The sequence below is a fragment of the Siminovitchia fortis genome (assembly GCF_007681465.1).
In the GTDB taxonomy this organism is placed as follows: Bacteria; Bacillota; Bacilli; order Bacillales; family Bacillaceae_C; genus Siminovitchia; species Siminovitchia fortis.
In genome coordinates this window covers 44410-63781 of the sequence record NZ_VEKZ01000010.1, presented here as the reverse complement: position 1 = coordinate 63781, position 19372 = coordinate 44410, and the positions used below count along the sequence as shown (strand labels likewise).

16 protein-coding genes and 1 riboswitch are annotated in these 19372 nt (G+C 44.1%); of the genes, 15 read left to right on the top strand and 1 reads right to left on the bottom strand.

Annotated features, from left to right (window positions below):
* The 12 genes from FS666_RS05545 to FS666_RS05490 all read left to right on the top strand — a co-directional run bounded on the left by FS666_RS05545 (window position 1) and on the right by FS666_RS05490 (window position 14305).
* Window positions 1-1269 carry a cytosine deaminase gene (locus FS666_RS05545; protein WP_144460950.1) on the top strand — a complete coding sequence of 423 codons (1269 nt, stop codon included), beginning with the start codon at window positions 1-3 and terminating at the stop codon, window positions 1267-1269.
* 273 nt (window positions 1270-1542) lie between these two features.
* Complete coding sequence (locus FS666_RS05540; protein ID WP_144460951.1) at window positions 1543-1836, top strand: hypothetical protein; 294 nt, start codon at window positions 1543-1545, stop codon at window positions 1834-1836.
* Between the two features lie 582 nt (window positions 1837-2418).
* Entirely contained in the window at window positions 2419-2691 is a 273-nt protein-coding gene (locus FS666_RS05535; RefSeq protein WP_144460952.1) for a hypothetical protein, read from the top strand.
* Between the two features lie 498 nt (window positions 2692-3189).
* On the top strand, window positions 3190-3516 hold the full coding sequence (locus FS666_RS20180) for a hypothetical protein (RefSeq protein ID WP_244943852.1): 327 nt from the start codon (window positions 3190-3192) through the stop codon (window positions 3514-3516).
* 27 nt (window positions 3517-3543) lie between these two features.
* Entirely contained in the window at window positions 3544-4119 is a 576-nt protein-coding gene (locus FS666_RS05525; protein WP_120071430.1) for a C1q-like domain-containing protein, read from the top strand.
* A 173-nt stretch (window positions 4120-4292) separates the two neighbouring features.
* Window positions 4293-5720 carry a S8 family peptidase gene (locus FS666_RS05520; protein ID WP_144460988.1) on the top strand — a complete coding sequence of 476 codons (1428 nt, stop codon included), beginning with the start codon at window positions 4293-4295 and terminating at the stop codon, window positions 5718-5720.
* Between the two features lie 433 nt (window positions 5721-6153).
* Window positions 6154-7329 (top strand): IS256 family transposase, encoded by a 1176-nt coding sequence (locus FS666_RS05515; RefSeq protein WP_120076025.1) that lies wholly within the window; start codon window positions 6154-6156, stop codon window positions 7327-7329.
* 835 nt (window positions 7330-8164) lie between these two features.
* Complete coding sequence (locus FS666_RS05510) at window positions 8165-9559, top strand: polysaccharide deacetylase family protein (RefSeq protein WP_186364683.1); 1395 nt, start codon at window positions 8165-8167, stop codon at window positions 9557-9559.
* 134 nt (window positions 9560-9693) lie between these two features.
* Complete coding sequence (gene htpG, locus FS666_RS05505) at window positions 9694-11571, top strand: molecular chaperone HtpG (protein ID WP_120071426.1); 1878 nt, start codon at window positions 9694-9696, stop codon at window positions 11569-11571.
* A gap of 120 nt (window positions 11572-11691) precedes the next feature.
* Window positions 11692-12549: an agmatinase gene (gene speB / locus FS666_RS05500; RefSeq protein WP_144460989.1), complete on the top strand. Its 858-nt coding sequence runs from the start codon at window positions 11692-11694 to the stop codon at window positions 12547-12549.
* Window positions 12550-12869: 320 nt separating this feature from the next.
* Window positions 12870-13505: a GTP cyclohydrolase I FolE gene (folE, locus tag FS666_RS05495; protein ID WP_144460954.1), complete on the top strand. Its 636-nt coding sequence runs from the start codon at window positions 12870-12872 to the stop codon at window positions 13503-13505.
* A 38-nt stretch (window positions 13506-13543) separates the two neighbouring features.
* Window positions 13544-14305, top strand: a complete 762-nt coding sequence (locus tag FS666_RS05490; protein WP_144460955.1) for an SDR family oxidoreductase — start codon at window positions 13544-13546, stop codon at window positions 14303-14305.
* Window positions 14306-14601: 296 nt separating this feature from the next.
* Here the strand turns inward: FS666_RS05490 and FS666_RS05485 are convergent, their stop codons facing one another.
* Window positions 14602-15201, bottom strand: coding sequence for a 3D domain-containing protein (locus FS666_RS05485; RefSeq protein ID WP_144460956.1), 600 nt, complete (start codon window positions 15199-15201; stop codon window positions 14602-14604).
* A 422-nt stretch (window positions 15202-15623) separates the two neighbouring features.
* A riboswitch (glycine riboswitch) is annotated at window positions 15624-15700 on the top strand.
* A gap of 94 nt (window positions 15701-15794) precedes the next feature.
* Between FS666_RS05485 and FS666_RS05480 the strand changes: the two genes are divergently transcribed.
* From FS666_RS05480 to FS666_RS05470, 3 genes are all read left to right on the top strand, one after another.
* Complete coding sequence (locus FS666_RS05480; protein WP_120074315.1) at window positions 15795-16070, top strand: ACT domain-containing protein; 276 nt, start codon at window positions 15795-15797, stop codon at window positions 16068-16070.
* Between the two features lie 15 nt (window positions 16071-16085).
* Window positions 16086-17447 carry a PFL family protein gene (locus FS666_RS05475; RefSeq protein ID WP_144460957.1) on the top strand — a complete coding sequence of 454 codons (1362 nt, stop codon included), beginning with the start codon at window positions 16086-16088 and terminating at the stop codon, window positions 17445-17447.
* A 405-nt stretch (window positions 17448-17852) separates the two neighbouring features.
* Window positions 17853-19304, top strand: a complete 1452-nt coding sequence (locus FS666_RS05470) for an alanine/glycine:cation symporter family protein (protein WP_144460958.1) — start codon at window positions 17853-17855, stop codon at window positions 19302-19304.
* Window positions 19305-19372 lie beyond the last annotated feature (68 nt).

The window sequence follows — 19372 nt, the reverse complement described above, 5'->3', positions numbered from 1 at the left end:
ATGATCATTCAAAATGCAAAACTCCGGGGCAAAGACGGCTTGTGGAACATTTTCGTCAGGGAAGGTAAAATTGAGGACATTTCCCAGGGGGCTGTTGAGCAAACGGATCAAGAAGTATTGGATGTGGACGGCTCTCTTGTCCTTCCACCTTTCATCGAGCCGCACATTCATCTGGATACAACATTGACGGCCGGGGAGCCGGAATGGAATCAAAGCGGCACATTATTTGAAGGCATTCAAAGATGGTCGCAAAGAAAAGAAACCCTTACGCTGGAAGATGTCAAAACAAGGGCGAAAACTGCGCTAAAATGGCAGATTGCCCAGGGGATTCAGCATGTCCGTACTCATGTGGATGTAACGGATCCGGACTTAACAGCAATGAAGGCAATGCTGGAAGTCAAAGAGGAAATGTCTCCTTATGTGGATTTGCAGCTTGTCGCTTTCCCGCAGGAAGGAATCCTTTCTTATCCCAACGGAGCGGAGCTGCTGGAGGAATCCTTGAAAATGGGTGCAGATGTCGTCGGCGGAATCCCCCATTTTGAATTTACACGGGAATATGGGGTCAATTCACTGAAAACAGCCTTTGACCTGGCGGAAAAATATGACCGCCTTGTTGATATCCATTGCGATGAAATTGATGATGAACAATCCCGCTTTGTCGAAGTCGTAGCAGCCGAAAGCTATGAAAGAGGACTCGGCAGCCGGGTAACCGCAAGCCATACGACAGCGATGGGCTCCTATAACGATGCTTATACGTACAAACTGTTCAGGCTTTTAAAAATGTCCGGAATCAACTTTGTGTCCAATCCTCTCGTCAATATCCACCTGCAGGGAAGGTTTGATACGTATCCGAAAAGACGGGGGCTGACGCGCGTAAAAGAGCTGCTGGAAGCCGGAATGAACGTCTGCTTCGGGCATGACGACATTTTCGACCCATGGTATCCGCTTGGAACAGGAAATATGCTCCAAGTGCTTCATATGGGCATCCACGCTTCACAGCTAATGGGCTACGAACAGATCGTCAACTCCATCGATCTAATTACTGAAAATAGCGCCAGGACGCTAAATATAGAAGACAGCTACGGAATCGAAAAAGGCAAGCCTGCCAACCTGATCGTCCTTTCCGCCGAAAATGAATACGAAGCGATCCGCAGGCAGGCAGTTGTCAAATACTCTATTCGAAACGGCCGCATCATTTCCGAAACGAAGCCAAGCGAAACGACAGTGAACCTAGGATCAGAAGAAAAAGTTGACTTTGTCAGGCCATAAGAACTAAACCTCAAAGAGCCATGCCCTTTGGGGTTTTTTGACTTTTAAAGAATGTATAAAAATTTGGATGAAACATCTATATGGAATGATGATGTGATAGGCCCAGCTTCAGGCTCCATCGGCACAAGGATTAAGCCAATCTCTTGAAGGCAAACTACGCCTTCGCAAGCGTAGGCTAGCTTTGCGCCTAAGGCTGCGCGCCTTGCGCTTTTCTTTACATTGAATACCGGAAGTATCAAAATGAAAGGAAAGCTTGATATTTGGAGGTTTTTTATGGGTCTGCTGGCCGTTCAGCCGTATGTCAAAGTCCAAAGGCAAATCATTGACGGTGAACTCGTATCCGAAGAAGAGGAACGAAAAATCTATCTTTATCAAGATCGTCTCGTTACAAAACACCGCGAGTTCCCAATAAGGGACATTTCCGATTTATCATTTCGAAAAATGGGTGACGAAGGCGGATTGTTATATGTACATACGAGCAGGGGGATCTTTTCGTACACCGTGCCATCATCACCGGAGTCTTTTATAAAAGCCTTCAGGGTTCATATAAAGAAAGAATATTTTTAGGGGAGTGAATTCCGTTATGGAGGTAAGCTATTCTTCTCCCTTCTTACGATCTTCTGGTTAATCTATATTCTACGGGATGACAAGCCGGTGGCAAAATAAAAAGACTGTCAGAGTGACAGACTTATTGACGAAAAGTTAGTATAGTAGAAATAGCAGTCGCAGGGTGCGGCGGCCCCCCACAGATAGATAGAAAGGGGGTGACGCGTATGATCGTTACTACTGATCACATCATTGCTTTTTGTGCATTCTTGACATTGATCATTGTGTTGATCGATAGGAATGGAAAAAAGTAATCCACCCTGCCAGGCAAGTAGGTGAAGGATTGACTTTTTTCGCCAATTGGCCGCCGCACCTATGCGGTTGACTGCTATACCGAGAATGCTGTTACCAGCAGCATTCTCTTTTTTTATTCTATTGCTTCTGTGTTTATTATATACCCATTATCCTCGCAGAATCAACATTATATAATAGGGGTGGATTGTTATATGTACATACGTGAAGGGGACTTTTCGTACGGAGTCTTGTATAAATCCTTCAGAATCCATATAAAGAAAGAATATTTTTAGGGGAGTGAATTCCGTTATGGAGGTAAAGGGAAGCCAACGTTTACTTGCATTGGAAAGAATTTTGTTTGAGGAGACGGATGAGAGCAATCAGCTAAGCATGAAAGAATTGGCCGAAAAGTTGAAGCATGCTTTTTCAAGCGAGACTGACTTTGATCCCCGGGCAATTAAAAGAGACTTGGAAGCCCTTGATGAACAGGGCTTTGAGATTATCATTAATAAAGGCATTTATGGAAAGGTTCTGTACAGCCACCAGCATCGCTTAAGAGGCCAAGGTGGCGATAGCTCTTGAAAATGCTGAGACAGGGGAAATATTTGATACAATTGTATATCCGGATGATTTAGAGGAAGAAGAATAAAGCAAATAAAGCTACTATCGTTTCGATTGATGGTCTAATCTAATATTTATAATAAAGCAGCTTGATATTATTGAGCTGCTCTTTTTTGCGTTCAGCTATACATATGATTTGAGGTTGAAGCCTTTTTTATCTTCCTGCGGCAACTGCCGTTACTAGTACTTTCCGAAGCCCGTATAATGTATTGTAAATTGGCAGTTGATAAGAAAGGAGGTAGAAAAAATGTCTATACGACAGCCAAATAGATTAAAAAGAGCCAGGCGTTCTCCCAATCTGTCAGAACCGTTATTATCCCGAAATGTAACGCCGGGATTGAATAGAAATCCAGGAAGTCGTCCCCAGGCAAATTCAGCGTTTAGGGCGACTAATAGCACAACCCAGCCTGTTACTGCCAATGCAGCATCCCAAATTTTTTTCCCAACGAACAATTTGATTTGGCAAATGAATATAATCCCGCCAATTCCACATTTACGCCGCAAACAACCGGCGTGTATTCACTCCAAGCTTCTTACGCATTTCAACCTGCTGTCATCGGTAATTTCTCTTTAGAAATTGTTTTTCTTATTAATGGGGTTACGTTCAGTCTAAACAATGAATCATTTGTGGGCAGCCTTACAGGGATTATATCAACTTCTGATATTTTGCAATTAAACGCCGAAGATGAGGTAACTGTTGCGATGAGAAGCACCGCAGCCGGGACCATTCTTGCGTCCTCTGGTACACATTTTGCTGCCGCCAGGCTATCATCTTCTGGAATTTAAAATAATTAGAAGAAAGGAGGGAGGAAAATGTCATCTCGTAAAAGAAGAAGAAAGGGTTATAGCAAATCCAGTCCGCTTTTAGCCCCAAATGTGACAAGGGGATTAAATAGACAATCCATTGCACCAACCTCCAACGAACAGGGCGATTTTACAGTACCTGCTGCAGCTGAATTGGATATTGCCCAAACCACTTCTGCATTCAGGGCAGTCAGAACTGGTCCTGACCCTTTAGCAGCACTTACTTTTACAAAAGTATTATATACGACAGAGCGATTGGATATTAACAGTGAGTACGACACTGCCACCGGAAACTTCATCCCTCAACAAAGTGGGATATATTCGTTTAATGCAAGTATCGTATTTTTACCGTCAGTATTAGGCCAAACATATTTTATTGAATTATTCATACGCGTGAATGGTAACGTTATAGCCTCGGCTTTTGATTATTTTCCCGGTAATGAGGGTTATACGGATGTCTCGGCAATCGTTCAATTACAGGCTGGGGATACCGTAGATGTCATAACGAGAAGCGGTGTGGCCGGAACAATCAACAATTTTTCCACCCCAGACCGAGTGCGCTTTGAAGGGGTAAGGATTAGTTAGTATGAACGAACAAGGAAAAAAAAGAAGGGCAGGCCAAGCATCAAAAAAATATGCGGCGGCTTGGAAAAAGCCATAGAAACTTTAGGCCAAAAGAATCAAAGGAAAACCCAAGCCTCCCGGCGAAAGTATTTTTAAGAAAGAAATTTCTTAAAATTTTGCCGAGGAGGAGCATGATGAAAAAATTCTTTGCCGTTATTGCCATCTTCATTCTTTTATTAAGTTTCCTTCCGCCTGCCGGTCATGCAAAAGCGAATGGCTCGAAAGAGCAGCGCTATTCGGTCCTGTTTAACAAGAATTCCATTCCTTCCACATTTGACCAGCAGGTAAAAAGCTTGGGCGGAGAAGTAACCTATACCGTTCCGGAAATTGGCTTTGCTCAAGTGAAGGTTCCATCAAAGGCATTTGGAAAATTGAAAGGGATTTCTGGTGTAAGCACGGCCAATCCTTCGATTAAATGGAATCTTCCTAAGACACACAAGATCAAAGCAAGCAATATCAATCCCGGCAATGCGGTTCTCTGGGACAAGCAATGGGATATTCAGCGCATCACGAATAATGGGGAAAGCTACAAGCTTGGAACAGGTTCCCATGATGTCGTTGTGGGAGTGATTGATACAGGAATCGACCGGGATCATCCGGACTTGGTGAAAAACCTGATGCCTGGTTCCAAAAACTTTGTTCCGGCCGGAGGATTCCAAGGGACGGAACCATATGAAAATGGGGATCCAAACGCATTCGATGATCTCCATGGGCATGGGAGCCATGTTGCCGGATCCATCGCAGCAAATGGGGCCATGCTGGGCGTAGCACCGGATACAGGAATCCGGGCTTATCGCGTATTTGGCACCAGCTCTGCGGAAACATCATGGATTATTGCAGCAATGGTTGCCGCAGCCAACGATGGGGTGGATGTCATTTCCATGAGTTTGGGCGGATTTGATGTCAAAGGGCAAATTTTTTATATTGATCCTGAAACAGGGAAAAAAGAAAATCTCGGAAATGATGTGGCGGATTTCAAAGCCTACAAACGTGCCGTCGATTATGCTACAGGCAAAGGGTCTCTTGTAGTTGTGGCTGCAGGAAATGAAAGCCTGAATGCAACGAATAAAAAAGAGGTCATGGAATATATCAATTTAGAACTTGCCGAATATGGGCTTTATGCTGTCGGAGCCGGTTTTGAAGTGCCGGGCACCATTCCGGGTGTCGTGACGGTTTCTGCAACGGGACCGAAAGATGTTCTGGCAAACTACTCAAACTACGGTCCGGGATTTATAGACATTGCCGCAGTGGGTGGGGATGCGAGAATGTACGATCAATATGAAGCAGAAGGAAGGTTTGATGAATATATAAACAAGCGCCTGTTTGAACAGGAGTTCAACCTGAGTGCAGGTGAAGATGGCGGCTACTATTGGTCCATCGGTACATCCATGGCTACTCCAAAAGTATCTGCTGTCGCTGCACTGCTAATCGACAAACATGGAAAAATGCCGCCGAAAAAACTGGAGGACCTGTTATACAAAACGGCTGTCGATCCAGTAAAGGGTACCGACAAAAAGAACTTTGGAAGCGGGCATTTGAATGCTTACAGAGCTTTAAAGTAAACGAAGGATTATATGATAATCCATAAAACAATAATGTAGGATTTCCTTATAATTGCCATAATTGCCGTTTTTTGGTCCTCATGAAATGCTTATGAGGACTTTTTTTAATGGTTGGGTGGCGGACTGATCCCCTTAAGAGTGTCTTGATCCTTATCACGGTCACTGGCTCCGCCCGCCAATGCCCTTAAAAGGTCAAAAGCGTGTTACGCGGTCACTGGAGCGGCTCTCCAATGCCCGCGAAGGGACAAAAGCGCGTAACGCGGTCACTGGCTCCGCCCGCCAATGCCCGCGAAGGGACAAAAGCGCGTAACGCGGTCACTGGAGCGGCTCTCCAAGATAAAGTCCGTATAATTGTGTAAAAAGAATAGGTCACCATCATGACCCGTGATACAATGTTTTTCGACCAAGAAAACCATAAACGGAGGACATGATGATGACCCAAATAAATATTACTATAAATCTGGAAGATCTCAAAGCGAAAGTTGAAAACAGTTCACTAGAATCGCCTGTGAAGGCTTCCCTTGCTCTCATTTTAAATTCTTTGATGGAAAAGGAAAGGGATGAGTACATCAATGCTCTTCCCTACGAAAGGAATGAGGAGCGGAGAGACTCTCGGAATGGCTATTATACGCGTGAGCTGGTCACCGGCGCAGGCTCTTTAAAATTAAAAGTTCCCCGTACCAGGGATGGTGAATTCTCTACCACTATTTTTAAAAAGTTTCAGCGCTGGGAACAAGCGTTAATCGTCTCCATGATGGAAATGGTCGTCAATGGTGTTTCTACGCGTAAAGTAGGTAAAATTGTGGAGGAACTATGCGGAAAAAGCGTTTCAAAATCATTTGTATCAGAGTTAACCAAATCGCTTGATCCCATTGTTAATGAATGGAGAAACCGCCCCCTGAACACTTTATACTATCCGTATATGTATGTGGATGCCATGTATATTAAAGTCCGTGAGAATGACAAAGTTGTATCAAAAGGTGTTCATGTGGCATGTGGGGTCAATGAAAATGGTTATAGGGAAATTATTGGTTTACAGGTTAGCCATAAAGAGTCCACGGAAAGTTGGTCTGCTTTTTTTGACTACCTAAAATCACGGGGGCTCCAGTCTCCCAAAATGGTTATTTCAGATGCCCATGCCGGACTGGTAGAATCCATTAAACAATCATTTCTTGGAACATCATGGCAAAGATGCTGTGTACACTTTTTGCGAAATATCATAGATGCACTGCCAAAAAAGAACACCCAGGAGATCCGCCAAGAAATCAAGGACATTTTTAAAACATCTAAGCTGTCCCATGCCCGGGAGTTAAAGAATCAGTTTGTAGAGAAACATCAGGATTCTAAAGGCCTTCAAAAGGCTATCACGAAGCTGGAGGAGGGGTTTGAGGACGCGATGCAATTTCACTCCCAATCCGCCGAATATCATAAGCATTTGCGCACCACTAATATGCTGGAACGCGTAAACAGGGAAATCCGCAGAAGGGAAAAGGTGATTTCAATATTTCCCAATGATCAATCGGCTATCCGGACAATTGGCTCAGTCCTGATGGATATAGACGAGGATTGGGCTGGTAAACAGTATTTGAAGGGCTACGGGGGAGCATAACCGGAGAACGCCACCATTGACCTTGCTTTTGTCCGTGTAGTGGGATTCACGCAGGCTAGCGAAAAGAAAAGCCTGAAGGCTAACCTGCAATGTATGGTAACACGGACAAATCGATTCTAAGCATTCGCTGGCGGGGCCCCGCCCCCTTCCAGCGCCTACTAAGAATCGGGCGCTGCGGTCAATGGCAAGCAGCTACGCTGTGGCTGTGCTTTGATGGAGAGTTCAGCAAGAATTTAAAAAATTCTAGTCTGGGTAGGGGGCTCCCCCGCCCCTACCCAGACTGAATATTCAAATAGAGATTATACCTTAACAAAGGTCGAAAACATTAATGTATTTTTACACATAAATAAGGACTTGACTCTCTCCAATGCCTGCGAAGGGTCAAAAGCGCGTAACGTGGTCACTGGCTCCGCTCTCCAATGCCCGCGAAGGGACAAAAGTGCGTAACGCGGTCACTGGCTCCGCCCGCCAATGCCCGCGAAGGGACAAAAGCGCGTAACGTGGTCACTGGAGCGGCCCGCCAATGCCCGCGAAAGGACAAAAGCGCGTAACGCGGACACTGGAGCCGCTCGCCAATGCCCGCGAAGAGGCAAAAGTGCGTAACGCGGTCACTGGCTCCGCCCGCCCATCCCCCCAAAAAAGCTCCATGAAGCGCTCCTTCTTAAAGTGTTCATTTTTTGTGAAAAACTCCGTAATCCAATTGTAATAATTGAAACATCGGTGTAAAATTAAAAGAGTTGCAGATACATATTTTTGTCGGGCAAACTTTATAAAAAGGGAAGTTTTTCAATTGGCTGGACGGATCAAATTACCTGGGTGGATTCTATTGTTTTTGGTGATTTTCCTTATAATTGGGGGAATTGACAGACTGGTAAACGTCTCAATCAAGGCGAAAAGCCAGGAAGAAATCCAAGAGGAGAAAGTTGTCAGCAAGTATCCTAAGATTAACTTGAAGACTGTAACAAAGCAGACGGATGAATATACATATTCTATCAACGAACCTGACATAGATAGTGAGAATGTCAATAAACCCATTAATAAATGGATCAAGGGTCAGAAAGAGAAATTTATAGAGGAAGCCGTACAAAACAAAGAGGAGCTTACAGATGGCATGCGTGCCGATCTCAACATCCAGATGGAGACCAATCGGATTACGGAAGATTATTACAGCCTTGTTTTCCGGAAATATATGATAAACGGCGGAGCAAACGGACAGAATACGGTGAAAGTTTTCAACATCGATATTGAAAATGACCGCTTTCTAAAAATCGGCGATATTTTGGATTTGAATAAAGACAACCTGGAAGGCATTCAAAAGGTTGTTTGGGATGAACTTCATAACAATAAAGAAATCCAGCCGTATTTGGTTGTTGAAGATTTTAATCAGTGGGTGAAGCATCCGGAAAACTGGGAATGGTCCATCGACCGCAAGAACTTTTCCTTATACATAGATGAATACAAAATTGCCGCAGGAGCGGCTGGCGCTATTGAAATTGATGTCCCCGTTGAAAAGATGTATATCTATCTCCAAAAAGACGTTGATTCATTTTTAAAAATGCCAAAAGAGCAGAAGCTTGAAAAAGAAAAAATCATTCAGCAGGAACAATTGAAACTGGATACGAATGGTAAATATGTGGCGCTGACATTCGATGACGGTCCAAGTCCAGATGTAACGCCGAGAATACTGAAAACATTGAAGGAACACAATGCAAAAGCCACCTTCTTCATGCTTGGAAACCAAGTGGATTATTATCCTGAGCTTGCCCGGAAAGTGGCGGAAGAGGGACATGAAATCGGCAACCACTCTAAAAGTCATCCGAACTTATCGAAATTAGGGCCGAAGAAAATAAAAGAGGAAATGGACTATTCGAAGGAAAAAATTGTGGAAGCAACCGGAATAACTCCTCATCTGCTCCGTCCTCCTTATGGCGCCTATAACGATCATTTTGTAAAATACGCAAAAGAAAACGGCGATTCTATCATTCTTTGGTCAGTGGATTCTTTGGATTGGAAGATCCGAAATGCTTTTTCGGTGAAAAAGAAAGTCGAAAGCAGCGTTGCTCCGGGGGGAATGGTCCTTATGCACGATATCCATTCCTCAACGGCAGATGCATTGCCGAATCTTTTGACTCAATTGGAAAAGGAAGGCTATCAATTTGTCACGGTGTCCCAGCTTCTCAACTGGAAAGAAGAGCAGGGGACAGGGCCGCATTTTGGAAGTTTGAAATAATCAATTTGAAAGGAGCAGCACGAGCTGCTCCTTTGGTGTTTGTATTGACATGCCTTCATTCTATATGTTATTAAATTAAATATTAGCACTCATGAGGACAGAGTGCCAAGTACCAATGGAAAGGGGATTTTCAGATGGCAAAACAGGCTTTCAAAGCTGAGTCCAAAAGACTGCTTGATTTGATGATCAATTCCATCTACTCCAATCGTGAAATCTTTTTGCGGGAATTGATCTCAAACGCGAGTGATGCAATTGACAAGATGTACTACAAGGCGCTTACGGATGACTCTTTGACGTTTAACCGTGAGGATTATTACATAAAAATTGATGCCGACAAAGAGAGCCGGACCTTGAAAGTAATGGATACCGGGATCGGAATGACAGAGGAAGAGCTTGAAAACAACCTCGGGGTCATTGCCAAGAGCGGTTCGCATGTCTTCAAAAGCGAAAATGAGATTAAAGACGGCCATGATATCATCGGCCAATTCGGCGTCGGGTTTTATTCGGCTTTTATGGTGGCTGACAAGGTGACGGTTTTGACAAAAGCTTTCGGAAGCGATCAGGCTTTTAAATGGGAATCCACCGGCGCGGACGGCTATACAATCGAGCCGTATGAAAAAGAGAACGTCGGCACTGAAATCCTCTTGAAGATCAAGGAAAACACCGAGGATGAAAATTATGATGAGTATTTAGAGGAATATCGCTTAAGATCAATCATCAAAAAATACTCCGATTTCATTCGCTATCCAATCAAGATGGAAGTCACCGAAAGCAGGCTGAAAGAAGGCAGCGAAAATGAATTCGAGGAATACAAAGAGGAACAGACGATCAACAGCATGGTTCCGATTTGGAGAAAGAACAAAAGCGAACTGACTGACGAAGATTACGTGAACTTTTATCAGGAAAAACATTATGGCTTTGACAAGCCCCTCAAGCATATCCATATTAAAGTCGACGGCACTGTCAGGTATAATGCAATCCTATTTATCCCAGAAAATATTCCTTTTGACTATTACTCGAAAGAATTCGAAAAAGGGCTTGAGCTGTATTCCAGCGGCGTACTGATCATGGAGAAATGTCCGGATCTGTTGCCCGATTATTTCAGTTTTGTCAAAGGGATGGTTGACTCCGAAGACTTGTCGCTGAATATTTCAAGGGAAATTTTACAGCAGGACCGGCAGTTGAAGTTTATCGCCAAAAATATCCAAAGCAAAATCAAACGGGAATTGGAGAACTTTTTAAAGAACGACAGGGAAAAATACGAACTGTTCTACAAATCTTTCGGCCGTCAGCTTAAATTCGGCGTCTATAACAATTTCGGCCAGGATAAGGACGTCTTGCAGGATCTGTTGATGTTCTATTCTTCCAAAGAAGAGAAGCTTGTCACACTCGATGAATATGTATCAAGAATGCCGGAAGACCAGAAATATATTTACTATGCGACCGGCGAAACGAATGAAAGAATCGCCCGGATGCCGCAGACCGAGCTTGTGGCGGACAAGGGGTATGAGATTCTATACTTTACGGAAGATGTCGATGAGTTTGCGATTAAAATGCTGATGTCCTATAAAGATAAAGAATTTAAATCTGTCGCAAGCGGTGACCTGGGCATTGATGAGGAAACCAAGGAGAAGACTGAGGCGGAAGAAAAGGAAAACAAGGACCTTCTGGATTATATGAAAGAGACCCTTTCCGGCAAAGTGAAGGATGTCAAAATTTCCACACGCCTTAAAAACCATCCGGTGTGCCTGACGGCTGACGGGGAGGTTTCCATTGAAATGGAAAAGATCCTCAGCGCCATGCCGAACAACCAGGAAGTAAAAGCGGATAAAATCCTCGAAATCAATGCGGATCACGACGTATTCAGGTCATTGAAAGCCGCTTTCGAACAAGATAAAGAAAAGGCTGCCCTTTATACAAATCTCCTGTATAATCAGGCGCTGCTCATCGAAGGATTGCCGGTTGCAGATCCAATAGAATTTACAAATGATATTTGCAAGGTTATGGTATAAACATGGGGCAGTCCCAAGAAACGGGGCTGCCCTCTTCATATAAATTATTTGCAGGAGGTATGGACATTGTCGAATCCATTTGAAAATTTTACCCCGGATTTTTGCACGTCAGGCACATTTATGAGGCTGCCTTCCGAAAGGGAAAACCCCAAAGTGGCCATTTTGGGAATGCCTTTTGATACGGCGGCTTCCTACAGGGCAGGCGCAAGGTTTGGCCCGCAGGCGATACGTCAGGCATCTTTGACCTTATCACCGCAGAATGAATTGCTGAAAGTTTCGCCTTTTGAAGATACGCAAGCTATTGACATGGGGGATTTGCCTGTTATCACCCAAAATATTCATAAAAGTTATGATATTATGGAAAAAGCCATGTTGGAACTAATGAAGAAAAACATCATTCCTATCGGGCTGGGAGGAGACCACTCCATCACATTAGCAAGTCTGCGTGCAGCTGCCAAGGTTTACGGACCTGTCGCCCTGCTTCAGTTTGACTCTCATACAGATACATGGGATACATATATGGATGAAAAATACTGGCACGGCTCTCCTTTTATCCGGGCACATGAAGAGGGGCTTGTCCAGCCGGATAAAGTGATTCAAATCGGCATGCGTGGCTGGGACATTGATTCCAGCTTGGAATTGGGTTACAACGTTGTTACACAGGATGAGCTGTTCAACCGGGGAATTGACGATGTTGTTCAACAAGTTAAAGACATCATTGGTAATACACCTTGTTTTTTAACCTTTGACATTGACTTTGTTGACCCAGCCTATGCGCCGGGTACCGGAACTCCAGAGGTTGGGGGCTTCAGCAGCCATGAAACACTAAAAATGGTCCGTTCCCTGACAGACATGAACTTTATAGGTTTTGACCTTGTGGAAGTGCTGCCGTCCTTCGATCCAACCCAAATAACGGCTCTGTTGGCAGCAACCATTGTGCACAACTTTGGAAGCCTTGCAGCCGTTCAGTTGAATTAAGAAAAGCGCAAGGCGCGCAGCCTTAGGCGACAAGCACAAGACGAATTTTGATGAGGCAGCTTTTCAGCCACCACAGCAATTCGGCTTGTGACCTCGAGCCGATGGCGCCTGGAGCTGGACATTATGTAATCTTTGTTTGAAGAGAAAATTCGGTAAAATTTTATGCTTTCTTTAGCTTCAAGAAAAGGTGAAATAAGGAAGAAATTGAAGCCGCTCCGCTCTGAGCGGCTTTTCAAATTGGCTAGACAATTTTTCAAAAAAGAACAAATCAGCCTATTAATGTATAATAGATCTGTATGTAAAAAAGGAGGTCAAAAAGAATGCCTGCTGATATGAAATTAATTTCCGAAAAGCTTCCGGATCTTTTTTCGGGGGACTCGGTTGATATAGCGGAAAAAATAGATAAATCTCAAGATTTTATGGAAGGTGTCAGAAACCTTATCGAGCTTTGCGGCGATGATCCGAATCGGGAAGGCCTCGAAGAAACACCATACAGGGTTTTAAAAGCTTTCCTGGAATATACGGAAGGATATAAGGAAAATCCCGCTGTCCACTTGGAAAAAACCTTCGATGTAAAACATAAAGAATTGGTTTTGGTTAAAAATATCGAATTCCACTCCATGTGCGAGCATCACTTTGCGCCGTTTTTTGGCGTAGCCCATGTCGGTTATATGCCTGACGCCAAGATTACAGGGTTATCCAAAATCGGCCGGATGGTGGAAGGATATGCGAAACGCTTCCAAGTTCAGGAAAGGCTGACAAACGAGATTGCGGATGCAATCGAGGAAATCTTGGAGCCCCAGGGAGCCATGGTGGTGATTGAAGCGAAACATATGTGCATGTGCGGAAGAGGGATTAAAAAGTCAAACTCATCAACGACAACAACAGCTGTCAGGGGATTGTTTGAAGAAAGATCGGATGCCCGGATGGAATTTTTATCTCTGATCAATCGGTAATCGCCGCAATGCTGTGAAAGGGTGAAGAGGTGAGGGAAATGAGACATGCAATTATCACGGCAGGCTCAAAAGGGATTGGCCGTAAAGTTACCGAGGAATTCCTTCGGAGGGGCTGCAGTGTGACCGTGAATTATTACAGCGATGAAGACAGGATAAAAGAGCTCATAAAAGAATGGGAGCCTTATAAGGGGCAGTTACAATTTGTACAGGGGGATGTAACCCAAAAGGAAGATATCGCCAACATTGTTGAGCAGGCGGTGAGCAGATTCGGCAGAATCGATTATTTGATCAATAATGCCGGGCCGTATATTTTTGAGCGGAAAAAGCTGATGGATTACGAAGACAGCGAATGGTATGAGATGATTGACGGGAATTTAAATGCTGTTTACCATTTTTTAAAATTAACCATCCCTGTCATGAGGAAGCAAAAGTTCGGCAGAATCATCACATACGGTTTTCAGGATGCGGAGCATTCCCCTGGATGGATGTACCGTTCCGCATTCAGTGCAGCCAAAGTGGGGCTCGCGTCACTGACGAGGACGATTGCCCTTGAAGAAGCAGAATATGGAATTACGGCCAATATGGTCTGCCCGGGAGACATTGTCGGCGAGATGAAAGAAGCGGATATTGAGATGGCCAGGCAAATAAAAGATGAGCAGACACCGATCGGCAGATCCGGTACGGGAGAGGATATTGCACGGCTGATCGGTTTTATATGCGATGACGATTCAGATTTGATTACCGGCAGCATTATTTCCGCTTCAGGCGGGATCCATGTTGTCAATCGATATAAAAATTAGGATAAGCTGCGGTCCCGGCCTTTTGTTCAAGTAAAAGAAAGTATAAGCTGATATGAAAATTTTTTTCAAAAGAAGCCTTTCTTTGTCTAGCTCCAGCGCCCAGCGACTAGCAAACTTCACACTCCTCCACTACGATAAGTCAACATCGGCTCGTACCTCGCCGTGTTTCCTTTATCTCATTGCGGAGTGCTCCAGTTTGTACGTCGCTAAACGGGCGCTTGCGCTTTTCTTACTGCGCCCATGCCGGGCGCACAACGAAAAACCCGAATGCAGAAATGCATTCGGGTTTGGAAGTTCTAATAATAGACTTTGATTTTTACAGTTCTTACGCCCCAATTCAGAGCTTTCTTTTTCGTTGGCATATGAAGATCGATCTTATTTTTCTTAATGGCGCCGCCAGTATCTCCTGCAATTGCCATCCCGTATCCTTCAACATAGACTTTGGATCCAAGAGGAATTTGCTTTGGATCAACAGAAATGACTTTTGCATTGGGATTTTTCTTCAGGTTGATGCCAGTAGCGGTAATGCCGCTGCATCCTTTACATTTCGCTGTATATGCGGTCGCTCTTACTTTCATAGTTTTATAGGCGGCCTTTTTAGCCGGTGCTTTCTTGGCGGGTGCCTTTTTAGCCGGTGCCTTCTTGGCCGGTGCCTTTTTTGCTGTGGACTTTGCCGCAGGTTTAGTAATCTTTAAAACTTGGTTTATCCTGATTGTATCGCTTTTCAGGCCGTTCCAGCTTTTGATCTGATTGACGGATACCTTATGTTTAGTAGCAATTTTCCATAATGTATCGCCTTTTTGAACTTTATATGTAGTGCCGGCGGCTGAGGAAGCTCCTGTAAAACCAAATACTAGAAATAAAGCTGTTAAGGCTGATATGACAATTTTCTTCAAAATAACGTACCCCTTTTGTTCTTGGTAGGCTCAGTATAACAAGCGAATGTAACAAGAATGTTTCAAAGGGATAGTATTTGTGTTACAAATGGTGAATAATGGTTTATTTTCATAAATCTTGGAACGAATAATAACTCAAATACGACATAATCTATTAAAATTTGCCTGGAACGGAGGTAAGGATGGGATTTGAAGGAAAGCCAGTAAAGATTGTCCAAACAGAAATGGACTGCGAACGATTAGCCATTTAAGAATCCCAATGGTTAAAGCCTGCTTGCCCGTTTACGGTGGAAGTCTCAATTAACAATTTCTCCGCAATACTTGTGAATCAGGAAAAACTTATTGACCATCCTTTATATTGATTGATAAAATAACTTAGCATCTAAAAATAAGCGATGAGGGTTATGGGTAACACTATAACAAGAGCAGCTTCTGGAGAGACCGCAATGCGCGGCGCCGAAGGATTCACAATCTCAGGCAAAAGGACAGAAGAGTAACTTACGAACATTTTTGTATGTTATTCTACTATCTTTGAGATTGGAGCAAATCCAATCTTTTTTTGTTTTTAAAAATACATTTGGGGTGACTTGCGAATGGAGAAGAGACGTGCAGTAGTAAGTGTTGTGGGAAAAGATCAGGTCGGCATTATTGCAAGTGTGACAAATATACTCGCCGATAATCAGGTGAATGTCCTTGATATAAGCCAGACGATTTTGCAGGACTTTTTTACAATGATGATGGTGGTCGATGTATCTGAAATTGAAAACCTGGATTCTCTGCAGAAACAATTTGACGAACTTGGAGACAAGATCGGACAGAAGATCAATATTCAACGGGAAGAAATATTTCAATCCATGCACCGGATATAAGAAGGGGTTTTGACCATGAATATAGCTTTGACTGAAATGATGGAAACAATCAGAATGGTCCAGATGGAAAACCTGGACATACGTACGGTTACAATGGGAATCAGCCTGTCGGATTGTGCAGATTCTGATTTTGAAAAAATGAACAAGCGCGTATACGAGAAAATCACGGGTTATGCCGGCCGCTTGAAAAGCGTTGCTGAAGAAGTGGAAAAAGAATACGGGATTCCGATTGTCAACAAGCGTATTTCCGTAACGCCCATTGCGGAAATTTTAGGCAATGCCACAAAAGAGCAGGCGGTTGAACTGGCCAAAACGCTTGATAGAGCAGCTAAGACGCTTGGCATAGATTTTATCGGAGGGTATTCGGCTCTTGTACATAAGGGGATCACGAAAGGAGATCAAACGCTGCTTGATGCGCTTCCGGAGGCGCTGAGCGTGACAGAGCGGGTCTGCTCTTCAATTTCAGTGGCAACGACGAGGACGGGCATCAATATGGATGCCGTGGGCCTGATGGGAAAAATCATCAAAGAGGCTGCGGAAAGGACGAAAGACCAAAACGGACTTGCCTGCGCGAAGCTTGTTGTTTTCAGCAACCCTGTTGAAGACAATCCTTTCATGGCGGGCGCTTTCCATGGAACAGGCGAAGGCGAGGCTGTCCTTAATGTCGGGGTCAGCGGGCCCGGCGTTGTTCTGAATGCTTTGAGGCGCCATCCTGATGCCGATCTTGGACAGGTGGCGGATGTCATCAAGAAAACCGTCTTTAAAATTACACGTGCCGGCGAATTGATCGGACGGGTCGTGGCGGACCGCCTGGATGTGCCTTTCGGAATTATGGATTTATCGCTTGCACCGACAAATGCACTCAATGACAGCGTGGCGGAAATTCTAGAGGAAATCGGTCTGGAGCGGGTTGGAACCCACGGAACGATTGCTGCGCTTGCCTTGATGAATGATGCGGTCAAAAAAGGAGGCGCCATGGCGAGTTCTTATGTTGGCGGGTTGAGCGGGGCTTTCATCCCTGTCAGCGAAGATGAAGGGATGATCCGTGGAATCATGGATGATGCACTAACCTTATCCAAGCTTGAAGCCATGACGTGCGTCTGCTCTGTTGGGTTAGATATGATTGCACTATCAGGTGATGCTTCCTCAGAAACCCTGGCGGCAATCATAGCTGATGAAGCGGCCATTGGCATGATCAACAAAAAGACGACAGCCGTCCGTGTCATCCCTGTTCCGGGCAAAAAAGAGGGGGACATGGTAGAGTTCGGTGGACTGCTCGGACGTGCACCCGTATTGGGAGTCAATGCCTTCAGTTCGGAAAAATTCATCCGCCGCGGCGGACGTATTCCTGCACCATTGCAGTCATTGATTAATTAACTTCATTCAGCAGAAGTCTCCCACTTCTGTAAGTAGTGAGATGAATGCATATTGGTATTCCATTCAGTGGGGGGCAAACCCCGGCTGAATAAAGTTAAAGCCTTCGGCGGATGCCACAGATTTTCAGAGGAAATTTATCGAGCGGAGCTCGATAAAATCTGGGCGCAAATACGCCAAGGCGCATTTGATAGTGGAAACCCAATTTTTACAACTTATGTGAAATAGCCCTATCGGTACTGTTGGTTAGAGCCGGCAGTTCCGATGTTTTTTTATGCAATTAGCCAAAATAAACACCTTGTTTTTTAAATTTTAAAAAAATTATATTGAGATTCGCGAAGGTTGAATGTATAATTTGGTAAACGCTTTCATTATTTTAAAATAACAAAATCCAAGGAGGGGGAAGGAATGGAACTGTTTGTTGAATGGCTTAATGATGTGTTATGGAGTTCTCCAATTATTTATTTGTCACTAGGAATAGGGGTTCTTTTTTCAATCATGACTCGGTTTTTGCAACTTCGGCTGATTAAAGATATGGTGAGTCAGCTCTTCTCAGGAAAAAGTTCAGACGCAGGAATTTCATCTTTTCAGGCAATGTCTGTCGCACTTTCCGGTCGAGTCGGCACCGGTAATATTGCCGGCACCGCGACTGCAATTGCCTTTGGCGGCCCCGGAGCTATTTTTTGGATGTGGGCAATTGCTTTCCTTGGTGCAAGCACAGCCTATGTTGAATCTACGTTGGCGCAAATTTACAAAGTGAAGCAGGATGGTCAATACCGCGGTGGGCCAGCCTATTATATTGAAAAAGGGATGGGAAAAAAGTGGTACGCGGTTATTTTTGCAGTGGCTTCCGCAATTGCCATGTCGCTGCTTATGCCAGGTGTCCAAGCAAACTCTATTGCGATGGGACTTGATAATGCATTTGGTTTAAGTACACTCATTACAGGTATCATTATCGTATTATTATTGGGATTTATCATTTTTGGCGGTATTAAACGAATTGCAAAAGCTGCACAATTAATTGTTCCTTTCATGGCAATCGGTTATGTCCTCGTTTCCTTAATTGTCATTGCTTTTAACATAACGGAATTACCAGCAATTCTTGCATTGATCTTTAAAAGTGCTTTCGGCTTTGATGCTGCTTTCGGCGGAATTATTGGGATGGCAATTTCTTGGGGAGTGAAACGCGGAATCTATTCGAATGAAGCAGGGCAAGGATCAGGAGCACATGCTGCAGGGGCAGCGGAAGTGTCCCACCCGGCAAAACAAGGACTCGTTCAAGCTTTTTCCGTTTATATTGATACGCTTGTCGTCTGTTCCGCGACTGCTTTCATGATTATTATCACGGGGATGTATAATACAGTTCGGCCGGATAATACATTCATTGTTAAGCGATTGGGTGATGTCGAGCCGGGTCCTATTTATACACAAGCTGCAGTAGAAACAGTTCTGCCCGGATTTGGTGCAGGCTTCGTTGCTATTGCTCTTTTCTTCTTTGCATTTACAACGATCATGGCCTATTACTATATTGCTGAAACGAATATAGCTTATCTCACCAGGGGAAGAGACGGAAGGCTAGCTATGTTTGTTGTTAAGATTGTTCTATTAGCTGCCTCTTTTTATGGAAGTGTAAAAACAGCGAAAGTTGCGTGGGATCTCGGAGATATTGGTCTTGGAATAATGGTTTGGCTAAACTTAATAGCCATCTTGATTCTCTACAAACCGGCTATGCTCGCTTTAAAAGACTATGAACAGCAGCGTAAAGAAGGAAAGGATCCTGTTTTTGATCCGGAAAAAATCGGAATTAAAAATGCGGACTTTTGGGAAAGCGAAGATTTTGATAAACGTGATGTAAGCTAATTTGTAAAACGTGGGGTATTCTTCAGGGCAGGATTATATAAAAAGGCTCCCGGGTTACCAGTCCGGGA

Coding starts and splice junctions, on each gene's coding strand:
- FS666_RS05545 (WP_144460950.1), top strand. CDS start 1: ATGATCATTCAAAATGCAAAACTCCGGGGCAAAGACGGCTTGTGGAAC.
- FS666_RS05540 (WP_144460951.1), top strand. CDS start 1,543: ATGGGTCTGCTGGCCGTTCAGCCGTATGTCAAAGTCCAAAGGCAAATC.
- FS666_RS05535 (WP_144460952.1), top strand. CDS start 2,419: ATGGAGGTAAAGGGAAGCCAACGTTTACTTGCATTGGAAAGAATTTTG.
- FS666_RS05525 (WP_120071430.1), top strand. CDS start 3,544: ATGTCATCTCGTAAAAGAAGAAGAAAGGGTTATAGCAAATCCAGTCCG.
- FS666_RS05520 (WP_144460988.1), top strand. CDS start 4,293: ATGAAAAAATTCTTTGCCGTTATTGCCATCTTCATTCTTTTATTAAGT.
- FS666_RS05515 (WP_120076025.1), top strand. CDS start 6,154: ATGACCCAAATAAATATTACTATAAATCTGGAAGATCTCAAAGCGAAA.
- htpG (WP_120071426.1), top strand. CDS start 9,694: ATGGCAAAACAGGCTTTCAAAGCTGAGTCCAAAAGACTGCTTGATTTG.
- speB (WP_144460989.1), top strand. CDS start 11,692: ATGAGGCTGCCTTCCGAAAGGGAAAACCCCAAAGTGGCCATTTTGGGA.
- folE (WP_144460954.1), top strand. CDS start 12,870: ATGCCTGCTGATATGAAATTAATTTCCGAAAAGCTTCCGGATCTTTTT.
- FS666_RS05490 (WP_144460955.1), top strand. CDS start 13,544: ATGAGACATGCAATTATCACGGCAGGCTCAAAAGGGATTGGCCGTAAA.
- FS666_RS05480 (WP_120074315.1), top strand. CDS start 15,795: ATGGAGAAGAGACGTGCAGTAGTAAGTGTTGTGGGAAAAGATCAGGTC.
- FS666_RS05475 (WP_144460957.1), top strand. CDS start 16,086: ATGAATATAGCTTTGACTGAAATGATGGAAACAATCAGAATGGTCCAG.
- FS666_RS05470 (WP_144460958.1), top strand. CDS start 17,853: ATGGAACTGTTTGTTGAATGGCTTAATGATGTGTTATGGAGTTCTCCA.